This window comes from Kitasatospora sp. NPDC127060 (assembly GCF_042724935.1).
Classification (GTDB): Bacteria; Actinomycetota; Actinomycetes; order Streptomycetales; family Streptomycetaceae; genus Kitasatospora.
Genome location: NZ_JBHXEG010000114.1, coordinates 2,002 through 23,289, shown reverse-complemented (window position 1 = coordinate 23,289; position 21,288 = coordinate 2,002). Strand labels below are relative to the sequence as shown.

The 21,288-nt window shown below is 70.3% G+C and carries 15 protein-coding genes and 3 pseudogenes; 9 read left to right on the top strand and 9 right to left on the bottom strand.

All coding sequences use genetic code 11. The annotated features are described in order from the left end of the window. Positions 1 to 178 precede the first annotated feature (178 nt). Complete coding sequence (locus ACFWIS_RS37490; protein WP_380462343.1) at positions 179 to 1,537, top strand: alpha/beta hydrolase; 1,359 nt, start codon at positions 179 to 181, stop codon at positions 1,535 to 1,537. Positions 1,538 to 1,627: 90 nt separating this feature from the next. Here ACFWIS_RS37490 and ilvN read toward each other — a convergent pair. Both ilvN and ACFWIS_RS37480 read right to left on the bottom strand, forming a co-directional pair. Next, positions 1,628 to 1,855: pseudogene (gene ilvN, locus ACFWIS_RS37485) on the bottom strand (acetolactate synthase small subunit); the annotation flags it as partial. After that, positions 1,852 to 3,582, bottom strand: coding sequence for an acetolactate synthase large subunit (locus tag ACFWIS_RS37480; protein ID WP_380462342.1), 1,731 nt, complete (start codon positions 3,580 to 3,582; stop codon positions 1,852 to 1,854). The gene ACFWIS_RS37480 and the pseudogene ilvN, both read right to left, overlap by 4 nt. A gap of 678 nt (positions 3,583 to 4,260) precedes the next feature. Here ACFWIS_RS37480 and ACFWIS_RS37475 point away from each other — a divergent pair. The 4 genes from ACFWIS_RS37475 (at position 4,261) to ACFWIS_RS37460 (ending at position 9,253) form a co-directional block, all read left to right on the top strand. Continuing rightward, on the top strand, positions 4,261 to 4,932 hold the full coding sequence (locus ACFWIS_RS37475; RefSeq protein ID WP_380462341.1) for a hypothetical protein: 672 nt from the start codon (positions 4,261 to 4,263) through the stop codon (positions 4,930 to 4,932). 49 nt (positions 4,933 to 4,981) lie between these two features. After that, complete coding sequence (locus ACFWIS_RS37470) at positions 4,982 to 6,139, top strand: FAD-dependent monooxygenase (protein ID WP_380462340.1); 1,158 nt, start codon at positions 4,982 to 4,984, stop codon at positions 6,137 to 6,139. Between the two features lie 32 nt (positions 6,140 to 6,171). After that, positions 6,172 to 7,938, top strand: coding sequence for an FAD-dependent oxidoreductase (locus ACFWIS_RS37465; protein WP_380462339.1), 1,767 nt, complete (start codon positions 6,172 to 6,174; stop codon positions 7,936 to 7,938). Positions 7,939 to 8,038: 100 nt separating this feature from the next. Next, on the top strand, positions 8,039 to 9,253 hold the full coding sequence (locus ACFWIS_RS37460; protein ID WP_380462338.1) for an MFS transporter: 1,215 nt from the start codon (positions 8,039 to 8,041) through the stop codon (positions 9,251 to 9,253). 500 nt (positions 9,254 to 9,753) lie between these two features. On the opposite strand, the gene ACFWIS_RS37455 is transcribed toward ACFWIS_RS37460, so the two are convergent. From ACFWIS_RS37455 to ACFWIS_RS37440, 4 genes and pseudogenes are all read right to left on the bottom strand, one after another. Further along, positions 9,754 to 10,236: a hypothetical protein gene (locus ACFWIS_RS37455; RefSeq protein ID WP_380524238.1), complete on the bottom strand. Its 483-nt coding sequence runs from the start codon at positions 10,234 to 10,236 to the stop codon at positions 9,754 to 9,756. Positions 10,237 to 10,871: 635 nt separating this feature from the next. Beyond that, positions 10,872 to 11,447: pseudogene (locus ACFWIS_RS37450) on the bottom strand (rhodanese-like domain-containing protein). Between the two features lie 71 nt (positions 11,448 to 11,518). Beyond that, a complete protein-coding gene (locus ACFWIS_RS37445; RefSeq protein ID WP_380462336.1) occupies positions 11,519 to 12,304 on the bottom strand; it encodes a sulfite exporter TauE/SafE family protein in 786 nt (261 codons plus the stop codon). Then, a complete protein-coding gene (locus tag ACFWIS_RS37440; protein ID WP_380462335.1) occupies positions 12,301 to 12,666 on the bottom strand; it encodes a rhodanese-like domain-containing protein in 366 nt (121 codons plus the stop codon). Before ACFWIS_RS37440 ends, ACFWIS_RS37445 begins: the two co-directional genes overlap by 4 nt. 506 nt (positions 12,667 to 13,172) lie before the next feature. On the opposite strand from ACFWIS_RS37440, the gene ACFWIS_RS37435 reads away from it, so the two are divergent. From ACFWIS_RS37435 to ACFWIS_RS37420, 4 genes are all read left to right on the top strand, one after another. Next, a complete protein-coding gene (locus ACFWIS_RS37435; protein ID WP_380462334.1) occupies positions 13,173 to 13,439 on the top strand; it encodes a metal-sensitive transcriptional regulator in 267 nt (88 codons plus the stop codon). 181 nt (positions 13,440 to 13,620) lie between these two features. After that, complete coding sequence (locus ACFWIS_RS37430) at positions 13,621 to 13,926, top strand: rhodanese-like domain-containing protein (RefSeq protein ID WP_380462333.1); 306 nt, start codon at positions 13,621 to 13,623, stop codon at positions 13,924 to 13,926. A gap of 34 nt (positions 13,927 to 13,960) precedes the next feature. Beyond that, complete coding sequence (locus ACFWIS_RS37425; RefSeq protein ID WP_380462332.1) at positions 13,961 to 14,350, top strand: DUF302 domain-containing protein; 390 nt, start codon at positions 13,961 to 13,963, stop codon at positions 14,348 to 14,350. Between the two features lie 104 nt (positions 14,351 to 14,454). Beyond that, a complete protein-coding gene (locus ACFWIS_RS37420) occupies positions 14,455 to 16,623 on the top strand; it encodes an MMPL family transporter (RefSeq protein WP_380462331.1) in 2,169 nt (722 codons plus the stop codon). 104 nt (positions 16,624 to 16,727) lie between these two features. On the opposite strand, the gene ACFWIS_RS37415 is transcribed toward ACFWIS_RS37420, so the two are convergent. The 3 genes and pseudogenes from ACFWIS_RS37415 to ACFWIS_RS37405 all read right to left on the bottom strand — a co-directional run. After that, positions 16,728 to 18,317: a serine hydrolase domain-containing protein gene (locus ACFWIS_RS37415; protein ID WP_380524240.1), complete on the bottom strand. Its 1,590-nt coding sequence runs from the start codon at positions 18,315 to 18,317 to the stop codon at positions 16,728 to 16,730. A gap of 40 nt (positions 18,318 to 18,357) precedes the next feature. Continuing rightward, the gene (locus ACFWIS_RS37410; RefSeq protein ID WP_380462329.1) at positions 18,358 to 20,223 is read right to left on the bottom strand and encodes an alpha/beta fold hydrolase; all 1,866 of its coding nucleotides are present in this window, start codon (positions 20,221 to 20,223) and stop codon (positions 18,358 to 18,360) included. Between the two features lie 27 nt (positions 20,224 to 20,250). Continuing rightward, positions 20,251 to 20,808: pseudogene (locus tag ACFWIS_RS37405) on the bottom strand (hypothetical protein); the annotation flags it as partial. Between the last annotated feature and the right edge of the window lie 480 nt (positions 20,809 to 21,288).

Sequence of the window (21,288 nt, the reverse complement as noted above, 5' to 3'; positions counted from 1 at the left end):
GCCACCCCGATCGGGGTGGCCGCTCTCGCCGTTCCCGGGGCGGGGCGGGGCGGATCAGCACCGGCTCGCGCCGGCCGGGCGCGGCCGCATAGTGGGCAACTTATTGACGGCCGCAAGAAATCCGCCCTACATTTGCAGCGCGCCACCACCACCCCGCCTCTACCGTGATGGAGCCCGCGTGCCCCGATCGCCCCGCCGGGCCCTGACAGCGCTTTTCGCTGCCACCGCCCTCGCTCTCCCGACCGCGCTCGCTGCCACCGCCCCGGCCGCCGCCGTCACCGCGACCACCCACTACAGCGGCACCCTGCAGGACGGTGCGACCTGGATCGCCGACAAGCCGGCCCAGTGGAACGGCATCCTGCTGCTGTTCAGCCACGGCTTCGGTTCCCTCACCGCCGCCGACGCCCCGTCCGGCGCCGCCGCGACCGAACTCCTCGCCGAGGGCTACGCCCTGGCCGGCTCCTCCTTCGACCCGCACGGGTCGGCCTGGGCCCTCAAGTCCGCCGAGCAGGACCAGTACGCCACCATCACCGCATTCGGCAGTACCGCCGGCCGGCCCGTCCACGTGGTCTCGATCGGCGCCTCGATGGGCGGCCTGGTCAACGCCGAGATCGCCCGGGACGGCGCCGGCCGCATCGACGGCGCGCTGAACGTGTGCGGACTCGTCGCCGGGGGCGTCGACCTGGAGGACTACCAGCTCGACGCCGAATACACCCTGGCCTGGTTCTTCGACCGCGCCGACCTGCCGCAGCTGGTCAACCTGCGCGACGGCGCCAGCGCCTCCGCGCTGGCCGACCGCCTCACGGCCGCCGTCAACTCCGCGCAGCAGACGCCGGCCGGGCGCGCCCGGATCGCCCTCGCGGCCGCCTACCTCAACCAGGCGGCCTGGGCCCCGGGCCAGGCCCCGCCCGCCCCGACCGACTACGCGAACCAGGAAGCGCAGCAGTACCAGTGGCTGCAGCAGGGCGTGCTGAACTTCATCATCCCTGGCCGCTACGCCGTCGAGCAGTCCGCGGGAGGCAACCCCGCCTACACCAAGGGCGTCGACTACACGGCTCTGCTGACCAAGTCCTGGCACGCCGACGAGGTACGGGCCCTCTACGGTGCGGCGGGCCTCGACCTGAACGCCGACACCGCCGCCCTCAGCGCGGGCGCCGACATCACGGCCTCCGGTACGGCCCGGGCCAACCTGACCGCCACCTCCACGGTCGCTTCCCTGGGCGTCCCGATGCTGACCCTGCACACCACCGCCGACCAGCTGGTCCCGGTCGAGCAGGAGAACGCGTACGCCGCGCGCGTCCAGGCGTCGGGAACGGGAGACCTGCTCCGGCAGGCGTTCGTCGCCAGGCAGGGCCACTGCAACTTCACCACCGCGGAGATCGTGGCCGGCCTGCACGCGCTGGAACAGCGTCTGATCTACGGCTCCTGGGGTACCGTCACCACTCCCGACGCCCTGCAGAGCCGCGCCGCAGCGCTCAACCTGGACGGAGCCGCCTTCACCGGCTGGAACCCCGCGCAGCTGTCCGGCGTCCGCTGAACCCGAAGGCTCCCCGGCCGGTTGTTCGCGAGGTGGGACATCTCGCTCGACCGGCCGGGGAGCCTCGTTCGTTCTGTTCCGTCAGCCGGCTTCCGTGACGCTCAGCACGTTGACGAGCTTGTCGAGTTGCTTGGTCACCTGCTCCAGCGCCCGGTCGTCCGCGTTGACCACCAGGGTGACCTCGGAGAGGCCTGACTGCTCGGCCGAGACGACGGCGAGGGAGTCGATGTTGAAACCGCGCCTGCTGAAGAGAGCGGTGATCCGGGTCAGCGCGCTGGGCTTGTCCTCGACCAGGACCGACAGGGTGTGCTTGCTCATGAGTTGTCGCTCTCCCAGTTCGGCGTCATGTCCCGGGCGATCCTGATGTCGTCATTGCTGGTCCCGGCCGGGACCATGGGCCAGACCATGGCGTCCTCGTGGACGATGAAGTCCACCACCACCGGCACGTCGTTGATCTGCATCGCCTTGGCGATCGTGTCGTCCACGTCCTCGGGCCGGCTGCACCGCAGACTGACGCAGCCGTACGCCTCCGCCAACTTCACGAAGTCGGGAATGTGCCGAGCCATCTGCAGATCGCTGTTGGAGTACCGCTGGCCGTAGAAGAGCCCCTGCCACTGGCGGACCATGCCGAGCTTGCCGTTGTTGATGAGCGCGACCTTGATCGGCACGCCTTCGACCACGCAGGTGGCCAGCTCCTGATTGGTCATCTGGAAGCAGCCGTCTCCGTCGATCGCCCAGACCACCGTGTCCGGCCGGCCCATCTTGGCGCCCATCGCGGCGGGCACCGCGAACCCCATGGTGCCCAGGCCGCCGGAGGTGATGAAGGAGCCGGGCTGCTCGAAGCCGATGAACTGGGAAGCCCACATCTGGTGCTGCCCGACGCCGGCCACGTACAGGGCGTCCGGCCCGACGATGGAGCCGAGCCGCTCCAGGACGTACTGCGGGGCCAGCGAGCCGTCCTCGAAGTCCTCGTACCCCAACGGATAGGTCGCCTTCAGCCGGTCGAGCTGCGCGCGCCACTTGACGTAGTCACCGGGGCGGTCGATCGCCTGGACGAGGCCGGCGATGACCTCCTTGCAGTCACCCACGATCGGGACGTCCGCCACCCGGTTCTTCGAGATCTCCGCCGGGTCGATGTCCGCGTGGATGACCTTGGCCCGTGGTGCGAACGAGGACAGCTGCCCGGTGACCCGGTCGTCGAACCGCACGCCCAAGGCGATGAGCAGGTCTGCCTGCTGCAGCGCGCCCACCGCGGGGACGCTGCCGTGCATGCCGGGCATCCCCATGTGGAGCGGGTGCCCGTCGGGGAAGGTGCCCCTGGCCATCAGAGTGGTGACGACCGGAATGCCGGTCAGCTCCGCCAGGCGGAGCAACTCCGCGGAGGCGCCCGCCTTGTGGACTCCGCCGCCGACGTACAGCACGGGGCATTCGGCTGCGGAGATCAGCCGGGCCGCCTCCTGGATCTGCTTGCTGTGCGGCTGGGTGATCGGCCGGTAGCCCGGCAGGTGGGTCACCGGTTCCCAGCGGAACTCGGTGCGTGCCTGCAGCGCGTCCTTGGAGATGTCGACCAGGACCGGACCGGGACGGCCGGTGGAGGCGAGGTGGAACGCTTCCGCGATGGTGCGCGGGATCTCGTCGGGGTCGGTCACCAGGAAGTTGTGCTTGGTGATCGGCAGGGTGATGCCGCAGATGTCGGCTTCCTGGAAGGCGTCCGTGCCGATCACGCTGCTCGGCACCTGGCCGGTGACGGCGACCATCGGGACGGAGTCCATGTACGCGTCGGCGATCGGGGTGACCAGGTTCGTGGCGCCCGGGCCGGAGGTGGCCATGCAGACGCCGACCTTGCCGGTCGCCTGGGCGTACCCTTCCGCGGCGTGGCCGGCTCCCTGCTCGTGCCGGACCAGCACGTGCCGGATTCTGACGGAGTCGTAGAGCGCGTCGTAGGCGGGCAGAATCTGGCCGCCCGGAAACCCGAACACTGTGTCGACTCCGGCATGCTCCAGGGCCCTGACCAGGGCTTGGGCGCCTGTCATTCGTTCGCTCATCTATTCGATCCTGTCGGCTTGGCTCGGGTGAGGGGAGACGCCCGTTCGCAGACTTGTTCGAAGTGCGGCGCGAAGAGGCTGCAGTTCACGGACGGTGGGCCCGGAAATGGCCACGGTGTGGCGCGGCAAGAGCGGTGTCGGATGGCGACAACGCGCCCGGTGGCTCCGGCGGATCTGAACTCTCGTCGGAGCGGAGCGAGTCCGTTGGTGACGGCTCAGGTGCGTCCTCGTGGCAGAGGACGGGAAATGTTCGGCCGCAGCCTATCCGCCCGTCGAGTGGCGATGCAACCCAGAACGATCGCACCCATTCCCAGGCATCGTCAGCAATTCGGACATAACCGGAGCTTGGCTCTGAATTCGCTGGACGTCTTGCGCCGGACCGCCGGGCTGGGATAAATTACGACGCATATCGGGATTGGGGCATCCCGCATCGCCACCCAGTGGTCCATCTACAGCCATCTGGGATTTGTACAACTTTCAAGGTCACGAGCCTCGGCCACTATCTGCCGACTGCTCGTCTCGCGTTTCATTGACGCCTCCGGCCTTCCAAGGCGCGGCCCTCTCGTTTCACCGCCGGGCACGGCTGCGCCCGGATTCCCGTCGATGGTCCCGCGCCGAGCGGACTACGGACGTTCCTCACCCTGACTCCGATGCCGACCTCCGATTCAGAAAAGTGACATGACGAGCGCAGACTACGAAGTATTCGACTTCCCGGAGATCAAGCCCGGCCCGGAGAAGCCGTTGGTCCTGGGCCCGGCGGGCGAGGTCTTCGACTTCGTGCAGACCGGCGAGAGCAACGGCGGCAAGTACCTGTTCTCCAAGCTGACCGTGCCGCCGCACGTCGGTCCGCCTCCGCACATCCACCACCGCACCGACGAATGGTTCTACGCGCCCAACGGCGGGTTCAGCATCTTCGTGGGCCCCAACGAGTTCCCGGATCTGGACATCACTCCGGGCAACGGCGCCGACAAGGAGACGGTCGCCCTGCTGCCGATGCGCCCGAAGGAGCTGCTCTACGTTCCGCGCAACCGTACGCATGGTTTCGTCAACACCACCGGCGTCACCCAGGAGATGTGGCTGGTCTGGTCGCCGGACACGCCCGAGAGCTCGATCCTCCCGTATTTCATGAACGCCGGGAAGGTGGTGTCCAGCAAGGAGGAGCTGGAGGAGCCGGATTTCCTGTCCCGCATCCGCCTGGTCACCATGGCCCGGGACTACGGCATCAGCCAGAGCACCGACTTCTGGGATTTCGTCAAGGACGTCGTGGAGGACCGGCCGGATTGGCTGCCCAGCGACCGGCGTTCGGCGCTGCTGAATCTGATGTACGACGAGCTCGAGGCGCACGGATAGTTTCACGCCGTCGAGTCCGGGAGAAAACGCATGAAAGGTCTGGAGCCCCATGGGCGTCGATAAAGAGAACTCCATCGCCGTCGTCGGCGGCGGGCTGGGCGGAGCCGCGACTGCCGCGCTGCTGCAGCGAGCCGGATATGCTGTGGAAGTATTCGAGCAGGCGGACAGGTTCGAGCCCGCCGGCGCGGGGATACATCTGACTCCCAATGTGATGCGCGTGTTGTTCCACATCGGGGTCGGTGACGCACTCGTCAGATCCGGGCGCCTGCCCGAATCATTCACCAGCCGGAATCTGGATTCGCATTCCGTCAGGTGCACGCTGCTGCTCGGCGAGCGGGCCGAGAAGAGGTACGGAGCGCCCTATCTCACCGTCAGCCGTGGCGTTCTCCACCGGGAACTGCTCGGCGCCCTGCGGCCGGGCAGCGTCCGGTACGGCAAGCGACTCGTCGGGGTCGGGGAGGCCGGCGAGGGGGTGCGGATGCGCTTCGCCGACGGGAGCACCGCTGACGCCTCCTGTGCAATCGGCGCCGACGGTCTGGGCTCCCGGGTCCGTGAGGCGATGCACGGCGCCGAACGCCCGCGCTTCTCCGGCCAGGTCGCGTACCGGGCGGGCGTACCGGCGAGTGTCCCGGTCCCGGTCGACCGGACGTGCATCACCAAGTGGTGGTCGGAGGACCGGTTCGTCATCGGTTACCCGACCGACTCCGGGACTGATGACTACTACTTCGTCGCCGGTGCACCGGCTGAGGCGTGGACGTATCCGCAGTCCTGGGTCCCCGGCGACCAGGACGAGATGCTGGCGGCCTTCGCCGGCTCCTGCGAGGAGGTGCTCGGCCTGCTGAACGCGGCCGAGGCCCTGAGCAAGTGGCCGCTCTTCGAGCGCCCGCCGTTGCAGCAGTGGGGCCGAGGGCGAATCGCCCTGCTGGGCGACGCCTGCCATCCCATGCGGCCGCACATGGCCCAGGGGGCGGCCATGGCCATCGAGGACGGCGCACTGCTGCTGCGCTGCCTGGAAGCCGAGGACGAGATCGAGGAAGCGCTCTGGCGTTACGCCGAGAGCCGCAGGCAACGCACCAGCCGGGTCCAGGCCGTGTCCTCGGCGAACTCGTGGCTCAGGGACGCCGAAGACCCCGCCTGGGTATTCGACTACGACGCGATGAACACCGAGCTGGTGCCGGACCGGTCCGGCACTCTCAACGTCACATGAACCGGGTGGAAATGAATTCAGGAGAAAATCGCGTGTACGACACTGACGTCCTGGTCGTCGGGAGCGGCCCGGCGGGGTCGTCCTCGGCACTGATGCTGAGCACGTACGGCATCGACAACCTCGTCATCACGAAGTACCGCTGGCTCGCCGACAGTCCGCGCGCGCACTACCAGAACCAGCGCACGATGGAGGTCTTCCGGGACCTGGACGTGGCGGACGAGGTCATCGCCAAGGCCGCCCCGAAGGAGGTGATGGGCAACGTCGTCTTCTGCACCGGATTGACGGGCGAGGAACTGGGCCGACTGCCCTACGGTGCCAACCGGCCGCAGCGGCAGAGCGACTACGCGATGACCAGCCCCGCCGAACAGTGCGACCTGCCGCAGAACCTGCTCGAACCCATCCTGCTGGCCAACGCCGCCGAACGCGGCAGCCATGTGCGGTTCGACACGGAGTTCCTGAGCCTTGAGCAGGATGAGCACGGTGTCACCGCGCTCGTCCTGGACAGGCTGAAGAACGAGCGCTACACGATCCGGGCCAAGTACCTGATCGGGGCGGACGGCAGCAACAGCCGCGTGGCGGAGCAGATCGGCCTGCCCATGGAAGGCCACATGGGGCTCGCCGGCAGCATCAGCATCATTCTGCGGGCGGATCTCTCCCACCTGGTGGCGCACCGTCCCGGCTATCTCTGGTGGATCATGCAGCCGGGTGCCAACGTCGGGGGCATCGGCATGGGCCTCCTCCGCATGGTCAGGCCGTGGAACGAGTGGCAGATCGTGTGGGGCTACGACATGAGCGCGGGCGAGCCCGATGTCTCCGAGATCGATGCGGTCGGCATCGCCCGCCAGCTGATCGGGGACCCCGACGTGGACATCACCATCCGCTCGGTCTCGACCTGGACGGTGAACCAGATGTACGCCACCAAGTTCTCCCAGGGGCGGGTGTTCTGTATGGGCGACGCGGTGCACCGTCACCCGCCGTCCAACGGATTCGGCTCGAACACGTCGATCCAGGACGCCTACAACCTGACCTGGAAGATGGCGATGGTCCTGAAGGGTCAGGCCACGGACCGGCTGCTGAGCACGTACGACCAGGAACGCCCGCCGGTCGGCAAGCAGATCGTCGAGCGTGCGAACAAGAGCATCGAGGACTTCGGCGGAGTCTTTGCCGCGCTCGGCCTGGACGCGAACCTGGACGCGGACCGCATGCGTGCCAACATGTCCGTCCTGAAGGAGAATTCCGCCGAGGGCGCCGAGAAGCGCAAGATGCTGCGCGAGGCCATCGAGCACAAGTCCTACGAGTTCGCCACGCAGGGCGCCGAATTCAATCACCGTTACGAGTCCGACGCCGTCCTCCCGGACGGCACCCCACAGCCGGCCTGGCAGCGCGATCCCGAACTGTACTACCAGGCATCCAGCCGGCCCGGCGCGCGCCTGCCGCATGCGTGGCTCGACCGGCACGGTGCGCAGGTGTCGAGCCTGGACGTGGTGGGAAAGGGCCGGTTCTCCCTGCTGACCGGGCTGAACGGGCACAGCTGGCTGGACGCCGCCCGGCAGGTCTCGGAGGAGCTGGACATCGAGATCGCCGCGCACGTCGTCGGCCCGGGCCACACCCTGCAGGATCTCTACGGTGACTGGGCCAACGTCACGGAGATACCGGAGGACGGCTGCCTGCTGGTACGCCCGGACGCATTCGTCGCCTGGCGTAAGACGGACTCCACGGAGGCCGTGAACTCGCTGCGCACGGCCTTGTGCGAGATTCTCGGGCGAGTGCCGGAGCAGCGCGTGACCGGGGTGGGCTGACCAGCTCCGGAAACATCACCCCCGTCGATGGCCAGGAATTCCCCGCCCATCGGGGAATTCCTGGCCCGTCGATGCGAGCATCAATCCTATCGAGAGAGCAATGGATACTGAGAGCGCGACAAGCAAACCGGCACAGCTGGGCATATCACGCCGACTCACCTTCTTCATGGCGCTGGCCTGCGGTGCGGTCGCGGCGAACATCTATTACGCGCAGCCCGTGGTGGGTCTGATCGGCCCGGATGTGGGCTTGCACGCAAGTGCCTACAGCCTGGTGGTGACCCTGACTCAGATCGGCTACGGCGTCGGTCTCGTCGTGCTGGTTCCCCTGGGCGACATCTTCGAGAACCGCCGTCTCATCATGGTCACCCTGGTGGCCTGTGCGGTGGCGCTGCTGGCCGGGTCGGCCGCCTCGAACGCCGGCCTGTTCCTCGCCGCTTCGCTCGTGATCGGCCTGAGTTCGGTCGTGGTGCAGATGCTGGTGCCCTTCGCGGCGCACCTGGCCCCGGACGAAACCCGTGGACAGGTCGTCGGCAATGTCATGAGCGGCCTGCTGATGGGCATCCTGCTCGCCCGGCCCGTCTCCAGCATGACGACGGATCTGCTCGGCTGGCGTGCGGTGTTCGCGCTCTCCGCCGGCTTGATGCTGGTGCTCGCCGTGATCCTGCGCTCGGTCCTTCCAGAGCGGAAGCCGACCACCTCCGTCCGCTACCCGGTGCTGCTGCGGTCGATGGGGCAACTGCTCGTCGGTACGCCGATCCTGCGGCGACGGGCGTTCTACCACGCCATGCTGTTCGGGGCGTTCAGTCTGTTCTGGACCGCTGTGCCACTGATCCTGGCGAGTCCGGCGTGCGGCCTGAGCCAGGTCGGCATCGCGGTCTTCTCGCTGGCGGCGATCCTGGGCGCCTTCGTCGCGCCGTTCGCGGGCCGCTTCGCCGACCGCGGCCTGACGCGGCCGGCGACGGCCTTCGCGATCCTGGCTGTCGTGGTCTCGTTCGCCCTGGTGTTCGCCAGTGGCGGACACACCGTCGCCATCCTGTTCGTCGCGGCGCTCCTGATCGACGTCGGGGTGTCGTGCAACCTGGTGCTGGGGCAGCGTGCGATCTTCTCCCTGGGCGCGGAGATCCGCAGCCGTCTGAACGGTCTCTACATGGCGATCTTCTTCTGCGGAGGCGCGGTCGGCTCGGCCGTGGCCAGCGTCGTGTACGACAACGACGGCTGGGTGGGCATCGCGTGGTGCGGTATCGCCTTCCCGTTGGTGGCGGGCCTCTACTACCTGACGGAACTGAGGCCAGGGCGGACCGCGACAACTGGATGATCCGGCCTCCGGCCCCCCATGCCCCAACCGCCTCCGGGCAGGGCACGAGGGGCCGAACGCCGTTACCGGTGCAGGGGGGATCGGGAGTCAACGGCTGCTAGCGGCCCAGCAGTTCGTGACCGCGCTCGATCTGTGCCGGGTCCGCCCGCGGCGAGAGAACGTGATGCCCTGACACGGACAGCGGCTGCAGGCTCGGGGCGAGAGCCTGCCGTCCGGCGATGTCGGTGCAGCGCAGTCGCAGGCGCTCGGCGAGCCGGCCGGCCTGGGACTCGGCGAGGGACTGGAGGGTCTCGACCTGGGCGATCGGAGGGTCTCCCGGGGCGGCAGGCCTACAGGCCTCCCAGCCACACGCTGGAGGCGCCCGGGATCCGACGCGCCGAGGTCCCCGACCCAAAGGCCCGGTCCACGCCCGCTGGACCTCTCCCGAGGACGCGCGTCCGAGCCGGTCTGCCCCAGGGGACGGACCGAGGCCCCGCTTCCCGGCGATGGAAGGAACCGGGCTAGCGGCTCGACTCGGCCGCAGCACGGAACTCCCGGGCCACCTCCGCACCCTTGGTGATGTCCTGTCCGGACACGGCATCCGAAATGTCGAGCACCACAAGGGTGTTGGCGTCGATCCACACGCACTGGGTCGCGCTGTACACGCTGTTGCCGAAGGCGTCGGTGGTCGCGGTCCTGGTGTACGACTCCGCGCACTGCAAGGTCCCGCCGAGAGGGCCGGGATCGGCGTCGCTGACCTGTCCGTGAACCACGCTCATGCCCGGCACGCTGACCGGGCGCCAGGTGTTCGCCAGGATCTGGCTGCGGGCCTGGTCGGGGATGGCGCTGTCCTTGTCGAACGCCATCACGGTGACGTAGTTCTGACCGAATCGGCCACCCAGGTACGCCGTGGCGGTGGTGTGAACGTCCGGGTACTTGGCCGCCAGCGCCTGGCCCTGCTGCCGCATCAGCTTCGCCATGGTGCTGCCGTCGTTGCGGGCCATGTTCATGAACGAGTCCGGCAAGTGGAGTTGCGACAACGGCTGGCTCCCGGCAGCCGGCGGTTGTCCGCCCGGACTTCCGCCGGTCGGCGTCGAGTCCGCGCCCCCCGTACCGCCTCCGCCCGCCGAACCGGCGGGTAAGGGAAGTGCGCCCGGTGCGGCTGCGGGCCCTGCACCGTCACCGGAAGAGGTCAGGGCGTAGGCTGCGCCGCCCGCGAGGAACGCTCCGACCACGGCGAGCGCGACCCACAGGCCGGTACGACGGGGGCCTCGCGCGGTGGGTGGCGGCCCGGGGCCGAATGGGGTCTGCGGATACCACTGCGCAGGCGCCGGCTGCGGGTAGTCCTCAGGCCGGGCAGAGTTGGGCTGCGGGGGCGTGCCCCCCGTCGGTTCGGCGGGTGTCCCGTCCGGCTGTTCGTGCATCGGCGAACTCCTTGGGGTTCGGTGAGGCGGCGGTGAACGATCGGAGTGTCGTTCCGAAGAATGCCCCACAGCACCTTGGCCCGCACAGGCTTTGCCGGACCACTGTTTCCGTTGAGCCTCCGAGAATCTGTTGGATGGATGCCCCGTCGGTGCGCTGTCGACGGTCTCGGCGGTGTGCCGGGCACGGCCGGTGCGGCGTGCCCGGCGGTGGGCGGCTACCGGTGGAGGGTGGCGAGGGTGGCGAGGGTGGTGTCGAGGTCGGGGGCGCCGGCGCGGGGGCGGTTGTAGGGGAGTTTGCCGAGCATGGCGCCCATGGCGCAGGTGTCGGTCATCGCGGCCAAGGCGAGACCGGCTCCGACGGCGGCGGAGAACCAGCGGGCGCCGGGGAGCGCCAGGTCGGCGACGACGCCGAGGACGACGAGGGAACCTGCGACGAAGCGGACCTGGCGGTCCATGGCCCAGACGGCGCGTGCGCCTTCGGGGCGGTTGAGGGGGCGGCCGCTCTGGGCCCATGCGGAGGTGCCGCCGATGAGGGTGTGGGCGGTGATGCCGGTGGCGGCGAGCTCTTCGCACGCGGTCCGGGAGCGGGCACCGGAGGCGCAGACGACGGCGATCGCGCCGTGCTCGGCGGCTGCGCGCAGCGCGGGCAGGGCCCGGTCGAGCTGGTCGAGCGGGATGTTGTGGGCGCCGCGGATGTGGCCGCCGGCTTACTCGCCGGGGGAGCGGACGTCGATGACGGTGAGCTTTTCGAGGCGGGGGTGGAGCTGCTCGACGGTCAGGGGCGTTGCCATGGGGTGGGGTCCATCCGATGGGGGAGCGGGGGCGTCGGCGGGTGCCGGCGTCCGGGAGTGGGGTGCGGGGGTCAGTGGAGCGCGTCGGTGATCATCAGTGCGGCGACGGCGAGCAGCGCGACGGCGAACGACCTCTGGAGGGTGCGGCCGCTGAAGCGGTCGGCCAGTCGCTTGCCGTCCCAGGCGCCGAGGATGGCGGCGGCGGTGAACGGGGCGATCACTGCCCAGTCGAGCGAGCCGGTCGTGCCGATGCGTGGCACCAGGGCGGCCAGCGAGTTGGCGCTGATGACCAGCAGGCTGGTGCCGACGGCCTCGGCCATGGTGAAGGCGAGGACGGATACCAGCGCGGGGACGGCGAGGAAGCCGCCGCCCACGCCCAGCAGGCCGGTGACCGCCCCGAGGCCGGCGCCGGCGGCCGCGGAGCGCCCGGGGCGGCTCTCGGTGGTTCGGTCGGACCCCGCGGCGTCGGGGCGGTGTCGGGCGGCGTCCTTGGGCTTGCGGGCGGAAGCGAGCATGCGCCAGGCGGCGAACGCCGCCAGCACCGCGAACGCGACGGTGAGCAGGGTGGCGGGAAGGTGGGCGGACAACGCCCCCGTGGCAGCGGCCAGAGGAAGGCCGGCCGCGGCGAACAACAGGCCGGTACGCCAGCGCACGCGGCCTGCCCTGGCGTGGGCGAGGAGCCCGGTGAGCGAGGTGGCGGCGACGATGAGGAGGCTGGCGGTGCCGGCGTGGGCGGGGGAGAAGCCGAGCAGGTAGATCAGGGCGGGAACGGCGAGCATGCTGCCGCCTCCGCCGAGGCCGCCGAGCGCCAGGCCCACGACGGCACCGGCGATCAGGGCGAGAACGAGTGCGGTCATATGACCTGACCGCCAGTGCCGTGTGCGGTGACGACGGGGAGCCCGGCGTCGGCCCACGCCCTCATCCCGCCTGCCACGTTGACGGCGGTGACGCCGCGCGCCGTGAGCAGGGCGACGGCGTGCTGCGAGCGGTTGCCCGAGCGGCAGATCGCCAGCACCGTCCGTCCCGCCGCGTCGGGTGGCAGATCGCCACCGGCGTCGAGGACGCCGAGTGGCACCCACAGTGCGGAGGGCGATCGGCCGGCGGCGTACTCCTCCTGCTCGCGGACGTCGACGAGGACCGCCCGGCCGGTCGAGACCATCCGCTCGGCCTCGGTCGGGGTGGCCTGCGGCGGGGCGGGTGACTGGTGGGTCGAGAGCATGGCTGGCCTCCGATGGGTGTGTTGCGAGTCGATGGAAGCGGCGCACTGGCGCCGGTGACGCCCTGGCGGTGGCGAACGGCGGCCCGTGAACGGCGCCCCTTGCTTTCGATAATACCCATGGGGGTATCTTTGAGGGCAATGGATACCCTACCCCGTATTTTTCCGGCTCACGCGGCGGCTCGATTCGGCCGCCTCGGCCCGAGTCCGGTCGAGGCGCGTGAACTCGCCCAGCGCCTGCTCGACCACCCCCCTGGGCGGCCCGGGCCGAGGGCGAGTCGTCACCCATGGCCCCCAGGGGGGTGGTCGAGACCGTCCGTGCCGGCCCCCACGGCTGGGCCGCGACCGCAAACGGCCGGCACCTGCTCACCGCCGGAGGTCGCGCCGCGGCACCCACGCCCGTGGAGCAATTGGCGGCATCCGCGGCAACCTGCGCAAGAACGCGGTCGCCCGGTTCCTATACCCCACCGGGTAAACTGGGGGGAGAACGACACTCTGGAGGTGCGCACATGCAGGTCGACGACGACGCGGTCGGCGCGGTCCTCAACCGCCTTCGCCGCGCGCAGGGTCAGCTCGCCGGCGTCATCGCGATGATCGAGGCCGGGCGCGAGTGCAAGGACATCGTGACCCAGCTGGCCGCCGTCTCCCGCGCCCTCGACCGGGCGGGATTCAAGATCGTGGCCAGTGGCATGCGCCAGTGCATGGCCACCGCCGACGGCGACGCGCCGCCGATGAGCGAGGGCGAGCTCGAAAAGCTCTTCCTCGCCCTGGCCTGACATCGCGCCCGCCAGCCGGCGGCGCCGTGCGGCGGGTCCCATGTCCTGCTGGCCTGCTCGCGGGCGGGCTGGAATGTGAGGGCACGCGACGTGCCCAAGGGCGCGCGGCGGAATGCAGCTCGCCCTTGGGGTGTTGACGTACTCTGTTGCATACCCTTGGGGGTATTCAGAGAGGTGGATCATGGTTCGGGAAGTCGACATCGAGGCGTTCGCCGCCGCACGGGTGCGGGGCGCGCTGGTGCTCGACGTGCGCGAGGCCTTCGAGTTCGCCGCGGGGCATGTGCCCGGCGCCCGCTGGATCCCGCTGGGGATGCTCGCGGGAAGCCTTGCCGAGCTGCCTCGCGACCGCGCCATCATGGTGATCTGCGCTTCCGGCAGCCGGAGCCGAATCGGAGCCGAACTGCTCGGCCGCGCCGGGTTCGACGCCGCCTCCGTCCTGGGCGGAACCGCAGGGTGGTCGCTCTCCGGCCGCGATCTCGCCACCTGATCCCCCTGACCTCACGCCACGATTGGAGCACCCCATGGACTACGGCATTCCCCTCACCCTCGACCTGCCCTTCGACGAAGCGGTCGAGCGCGTACGTGCCGCGCTCGCCGAGCAGGGCTTCGGCATCCTCACCGAGATCGACGTCCAGGCCACCCTGCGGGCCAAGCTCGGCGAGGAGATCGAGGAGTACGTCATCCTCGGGGCCTGCAATCCGGCGCTGGCCCACCGCGCCCTCCAGGTCGACCGGCGCATCGGGCTGCTGCTGCCGTGCAACGTGGTGGTGCGTGCGGCCGACGGGCACGCCGTCGTCGAGGTGATGGACCCGCAACTGATGGTGCGGGTCACCGAGCGGCCGGCGCTCGAAGCCGTGGCCGACGAGGCCGCCGGTCGGCTGCGCGCCGCGCTGGACGTCCTCGCCGGCTGACCGCCCGTCCCGGGCCCGCTCCCGCGGGCCCTTTTTCCCGGATTTCCATATACCCCCACCCGTATTGCGAGCCCGCCGGGCCGCCCTCGGAACGGAGCACCCCCGTGCCTCACCCGGACACCTCCCTCGTCAAGCCCCCCACCCCGGCGCCGCCCGGTCCGCCGGGCCGTGCCGGCCTCCTGGGTCGCCTCGGCGCCTGGTCGGCCGGGCACTTCAAGGCCGTACTCGTGGGATGGCTGCTGGTCGTGGTCGCGCTCGGCGCGTTCGCCCCGCAGGTCACCAGCGCCCTGTCCGGCGCCGGATGGCAGGCCAACGGCTCCGAGTCGGTCAAGGTCCGCCAACTGGCGGAACAGCACTTCGCGGGCAACGCCTCCTCCGCCCTGCAGATCGTCGTCGCCGCCGACCGGCCGGTGACCGACCCCGCCGTCCAGCAGGTCATCGGCAAGGCCGAAGCCGTCGCCGCAGCCGACCCCCGGATCTCCACCGTCGTCCCGCCCCAGCCCGGCGCCACCGTCAGCCAGGACGGCCGCACCGCCATCCTGCTCGCCGGCGCCAAGGCCAACCCCGACGACATGGTGCGCGCCGCCGACGACCTCAAGGGCCCGCTGAACGCCCTGTCCACCGACGGTGTCAGCGTGCACGCCACCGGCGCATCCGTGCTGTGGAGCGACTTCAACAAGGCCAACCACGACGCCATGATGAAGTCCGAGATCATGTCCTGGCCGGTCACCCTGGCCATCCTGGTCCTCGCCTTCGGCTCGCTGGTCGCGGCCGGACTGCCGCTGCTGCTCACCATGGCCGGCCTCGCCGCCTCCGCCGGCTCGCTGGTGCTGATCAGCCATCTGTTCCCGGTGTCGATCTGGGCGATGAACTTCGCCATGATGTTCGCCCTCGCGCTCGGCATCGACTACGCGCTCTTCCTGGTCGTCCGCTTCCGCAGCGCCCGCATGGGGCGCTCGATGAGCAGTGCCGAGGCGGTCGCGGAGACCATGGACACGGCGGGCAAGGCCGTGCTGCTGTCCGGCGCGACCGTGCTGGTCAGCCTGTCCGCCGTGATGCTGGTCCCGTCCCCGGCGTTTCGCTCGATGGCCGGCGGCATCATGCTCGCCGTCCTGTTCGTCCTGGCCGCCACCCTCACCCTGCTGCCCGCCGTCCTCGGCAAGCTCGGCCACCGCGTCGACGCCCTCGCGCTGCCCTGGGTGAAGAGCGGCGAACACCGCTCCCCGCGCTTCGCCGCCTGGGGCGAACGCCTGTGGAAGCACCCCCTGCGCTACGGTGCCCTGGCGCTGGCCGCGCTGATCGCCCTCGCCGCACCGGTCATCGGACTGCGCACCGCGATGCCGTCGATCACCGTCATCCCCGCCCACGACAGCGCCCGCGCCGGCTACACCGCCGTCCAGCAGGCCTTCGGCCCCGGCGCCCCCGGCACCCTGCAGATCATCACCCCCAGCGGGCAGGCCGCCATGGTCGGCGAGCAGATCGCCCACACGCCCGGCATCGCCGGCGTCATGCCCGCCCAGAGCGCCGCCGACGGCTCCGGATGGTCGATGATCCAGGCCGTTCCCACCGTCGACCCGTCCAGCCCGCAGCTCGGCTCCACCGTGAACACCCTGCGCGCCGAACTCCCGCACGACACCCTCGTCGGCGGCGCGGCGGTCGAGAACCTCGACCTCCAGCACCTGCTCACCCAGAAGACCCCGCTGGTCATCGGCGTGGTCATGGCCCTGGGCTTCCTGCTGCTGCTGATCGCCCTGCGCGCGCCACTGATCTCCGCGCTCGGCACCGCCGCCAGCCTGCTCTCCACCGGAGCCGCGTTCGGCGTCGCCCGGCTGGTCTTCCAGGACGGCCACGGCGCGGGCCTGCTCGGGTTCAAGTCACAGGGCTTCCTGGACGGGTGGGCGCCGGTGTTCTTCTTCGCGATGATCTTCGCCATCGCGATGGACTACACCGTCTTCCTGCTCGCCTCCGCCAAGGAGCACTACGAGCACAGCGGCGACCCCAGGGAGGCCATGGTCGGCGCCCTCGCCCACTCCGGCCGGGTGATCTTCGCGGCCGCCGGCGTCATGGTCGCGGTCTTCTTCACCTTCGCGATCTCCGGACCGCTGCCGCCCAAGGAGATGGGCATCGTCCTGGGCGTCGCCGTCCTCCTCGACGCGGCGCTGGTCCGCCTCGTCCTGCTCCCGGTGATCCTCCGGCTGACCGGCCGGGCCGCCTGGCACACCCCTCGATGGCTCGACCGGGTCCTGCCGAAGGTCACCTTCTCCCACGGCTGACCTGGACACCGAAGCCGGTGGCGGGAGCGCAGTTCGGCGCCTCCGTCACCGGCCACGCGGGCGTCCGCGCTCTGGGCGCACCGTTCGGCTCCCCCTGTGCCCGGTCACTGTGTCTGGTGGCGGTGCAGTCGGCCGTGGTTGCGCCACCAGAGCACCTTCCCATCGGGTCCGTGTACGAAGTCGGTGCGGGTGCCGACCGGTCTGCCCTCGGGGTCGAGGTCGAGTGCGAAGTCCCGCCGGTAGAAGGCGACTTTCATCTCGGTGGCCTGGTCCTGGACCGAGTCCTCTTCTTCCAAGGCGGCTTCGTCCCGGCCAGCCGGGTCATGGGCCGTCTGGGTACCGTGCAGCTGACCGTTCTGACGGGTCAGTTCGATGACCGTATCCTCCACGGCACCCTCCTCGTTGATCCGCTGGGCCATGTAGCGGCCCTCGTAGGGCGCGAGCTCCTGGCCGCTCAAGGCCTTGGTCGTGGCCGGCAGGTTGGTCACACCGGCGTACCGGCTGACGGCCCAGTCGTCGGTGAACAGCTCGTCCCTGAGCCGCTTGCCGCCTTCCGAGTTGGTCAGCAGCGTCAGTGCGAAGCCGCTGCTGGGAACCATCAGGAAGCCAGAGATCTGACCAGGCCAGGTCCCGCCGTGCTGCACGATCCGTCTCCCCTGGGCGGTCGGGCGCAGCATCCAGGTGACTCCCATGCCGTCGAGTTCCACGACCAGCGTGCCGCCGGGCCCGGGCGCGGAGCGCATCCGTTCCAGCGATTGCTTGCTCAACAGGCGTGTGCCACCGGGGGCTGCGCCGTCGCCGAGGTGGAAGCGGGCCCAGCTCAGCTGGTCGCGCGCACTGGAGATCAGTCCGCCGGTCGGCGCGAGGCAGCGTGGCTGCGGCCAGAAGGACGGCTCCAGCACGGCTTTGCCGTCGACGACGTCGTGGGACGCCGCGACGTTGAAGCCCACGATCTCGTCGCTGGAGAAGCGGCTGTGGCCCAGCTCGAGCGGATCGATGACCAGTTCGCGCACCGCCGCCTCGTAGGTCGTGCCCGTCACCACCTCGATGATCCGGCCGGCCACACACAGTGCCGCGTTGTTGTAGGCGAACACCTCTCCGGGTGCGGTGAGTTGGGGAAGCCGCGCCATGGACGCAACGAAGCGGGCCAGCGCGTCGTCACCACCGCCGAAGTCCTGGTAGTCGTCGCCGAGCCACCCAGCACTGTGGTTGAGCAACTGCCGCACGGTGACCTGCGCCGACGCGAACGGGTCGGCCACCCCGAAGTCGGGGAGGTAACGGCGGACCGGGGCGTCCAGCTCGACCTCGCCCCGCTCGACCAGCCGCATCACCGTCGTACCGGTGAAGGTCTTGGTGGTCGAACCGACCCGGAAGACGGTGTCACCGTCGACCGGAACCGGATGGTCGACATTGGTGACCCCATACCCTTTGACGTACTCCTGGCCGTCCAGGAACACACCCACCGCCGCACCGGGAATCGCGTACGCTCGCATGCCCTCCTCGATCTTGGCGTCGAGGGCGTTGAACAGCGAGTTCCCGGTGCCGCCCGTGCCGCCTCCCCGGACAGCGGATCGCGGGGACCCGGCCGCCGGCGCCGCCGTTCCCAGCGAGACGGCCGCGCAGCCGGCCGCCGCCGCCGTGCTCAGAAAGCCACGGCGGGACCACCTCGGGGGCTCGGGACGCCCAGAGGACACAGCAGGGCGCACCGTGCCGAGGCCGGTCGGTAGCAGATCCTCATTCACCGGTACCGGCTCCCTCACTGCCGATGACGAACGGCGCCGGTTCCACCGAATTCACGCATCGGGTGTCGGGATGCTCAGGGTCGTCGAAGAAGGAGGTGATCACCTTCGCCCCGCACGGGGTGGCGTACGTCCCGTGGGCGACACCGGGCAGCGTCACCACCTTGGAGCGGGAGAGCGTCCGGGCCACGTAGGACCCCCACTGCGCCCCGGTCTGCGCGTCGAAGCTCCCGGAGATGGCAAGCGTGGGGATGCTGCTCCTAGTGACCTCGCGCACGGAGTCGGGCGCCTTCGGCACGTTCCAGGCCCGACACGCCTGGCGCAGGAACGGCAGCTGAGGCGCCTGGGCCAGAACCGAGCGGGGGAGCTCGGGAAAGGCCTGCTGACCCTTGGCGAGCTGCTCCTCGGGCGTCTCGAACGGAACCCACTCGCTGCACCACACGCTCAGCGACAACCCGTGAGCGAACATCCCCTGAGAGCCGGGAAGCCAGGCGCCCGCCCACTGCTCCGCGATGCGCTCGGGGTGACCGTGGGCCAGCTCGTCCACGCCCACCGCGAAGGTCTCGGGAGCGTGACTGGCACGCACCAGCCAGTTCAGCAGCGCCCCGCCGTCGAGGACCACCTCCACCCGTCCGACCTGCGGCACCGTCGCGTGGGTGGTGACCGGATCAGCCTCCAGCTGACGCACCACGCGCAGGAAAGTGGCACCGATGTCCGGGTAACGCTGCCGGCAGGAGGGCTGCGCCGCGCAAGCGCTCACGATATTGTCGAACGCCTCCCTCATGCTGCTCCACGTCCACCCGGGCGTCGCCACGGACGGCGGTACGACGCCGTCGACCGTCACGGAACGGACGCCTTCGGGGAACGTCCGCATGTAGGTCAGCGCCAGTTGCGTCCCGTAGGAATGCGAGAGGACGTTCCACTCCCGGATTCCCAGGGCCTTGCGCAGATCCGCCACGTCCGCGGCGTTCTCGCTGGTGTTGTAGGCAGCCGGATCGATCCCCTGGGCCGTCAGCCGGTCACGGCACCGGGCCGCCGCCTGGGCGTACCGGTCTCCGGTGGAAGGCGCGTCGTAGAGGAGGTGGACGCGCTCCCCGTAGAACTGGTCGATCTCCGGACACGTCAGCGGCTGCTCGGACGAGTACGTCCCGCGCTGGGACAGGACGATCAGATCACGGTCGCGGTTCAGTCCCGCCTCGATCAGTCCCGAGATGTCTCCGACGGCGTCCGCGCCGGGCCCCCCGGTGAAGAACACGATCGGATCGGAGTGCGGCGTCGGGGATGACGAGCGGACGAGCGCAACGGCCAGGCGAAGGGTCCGCGGTGACGGGTGCGCCCGGTTCTCCGGAACGACGAGGAAGCCGCAGCGGGTGTCCTCCAGCTCTCCGTACGTGGTCGGGCAGGGAGCGGTCACGAACCGCGACGACGGCTGCGTTCGCGCCATCGGGGGCTGAGACAGAGTGAGCGCCGTGCCCGGGAAGATCCAGTGGCCCCGGTCGCTGGCGGGGTATCCGTGCCGAAGGGCCTCGTGCTCGATGGCCTGCCGGTTGAGGTCGTAGAGGCTGTCCCACCGCATGGCGTCGCCGAGGGTCTGCTGGGCTATGTCCCACAACGTGTTACCCGGGGCGACGGTGTAGGTGCCGGCCATCGCGTCTGCGGGCCCGGACTCTCCGGCCTGCCGTCCCGGCGACAGGCCGGACTGCGGACGGCTCACGAGCGGGGAGGCACCCTCCCTCGCTGCCGGCTTCTGGCGGCTGGCGCCCAGGCCGGACGTGCCGTGGGCCGGAGCCACGCTCAGCACTGTCAAACCGGCCAGGAACATGGCGGCTGCGGCAGCTGTGCCGCGATTGCGTATGGGCATGTCGTCCTTCCGAGGCGGTGCCGGTTGCTACGCGTCGGCTCCGCTCGACTCGTCACACAGGATGAGGGTCGTTAGACGCCATACTGCGAAGTCGATTCGTGCCCCGCACCGCAGCAGGGCCCAGTCGGGTCGTGCACGCGCCCGCCGAGGTGCGCGGCCGGTGAGCGGCCGTTCCGTGCCGGGGAGGGGCCTGGGTCGAGAAGCACCGATGCCCGCCTCGAAACACGGGGATCGGGACGAGACCGGGATGCGCTGCGGGGCGTTCGCGACCCACTGGCCGATGGCGGCGTCCGAGCGCGCACCGGCGACCCGGCAACCGCCGCCGAGGCGGCGACGAGGAGCACCGCCGCGAACGGGTGACGCCCCCTCCACCCCTGCGAGAAGACGTACACGGCCGCGTTCCCGGTCCGTCCCTGGACCTGGGTGGGCTCCGGACTGCTGCGCCGCGTCGGCCTGCCCGCCCGGGTGTCGACCGCCTACTCCGCCCAGGCAGTCCCGGAAGGCGTGCCACTCCCGGCCGAAGTAGCGCCCGGGCCTGAGCAGCGCCTCGGTGATCGCGCAGTGCAGGCCGGGTACGTCCGTGACGAACCGGCCATCTCACCGCCCGGTACGGTCCGGCTCTCAATGATCGTGCGCTCTCCCGGCTCCTGGCCGCGTCCACCCTGGTGACGCTCTCACTCGGCGCGCAGTTCCTCCGCCCTGGCCAGCACCACTCGCTCACGCCGCTCCGGTACCCCCAGCACCGACGGCATCCGCCACCTCCGACCACGCCCCGCACCAACACGACGGCCCGAGCGTGCCTACCGAGCGACGGCCACGCACCTCACCTGCGAAAACGTGACCCTGCCTGCGGTTCGGTAATCGCTTCTGACACCTCGTCTCGTCGGCGGTGCGGACGCCGTGGGGCGGCCGGCGGCCCGTAGCGGAATCGGCGGACGTGCCGCGGGTGGTGGGGGGGGGGGGGGGGGGGGCCCCCCCCCCCCCCCCGGGGGGGGCGGAGTTGGAGGGGGGGGTAGTGTTTGTGTAGTTTCAGCCCCCCCCATAAATGTAGGCGGCGCGGAGGTG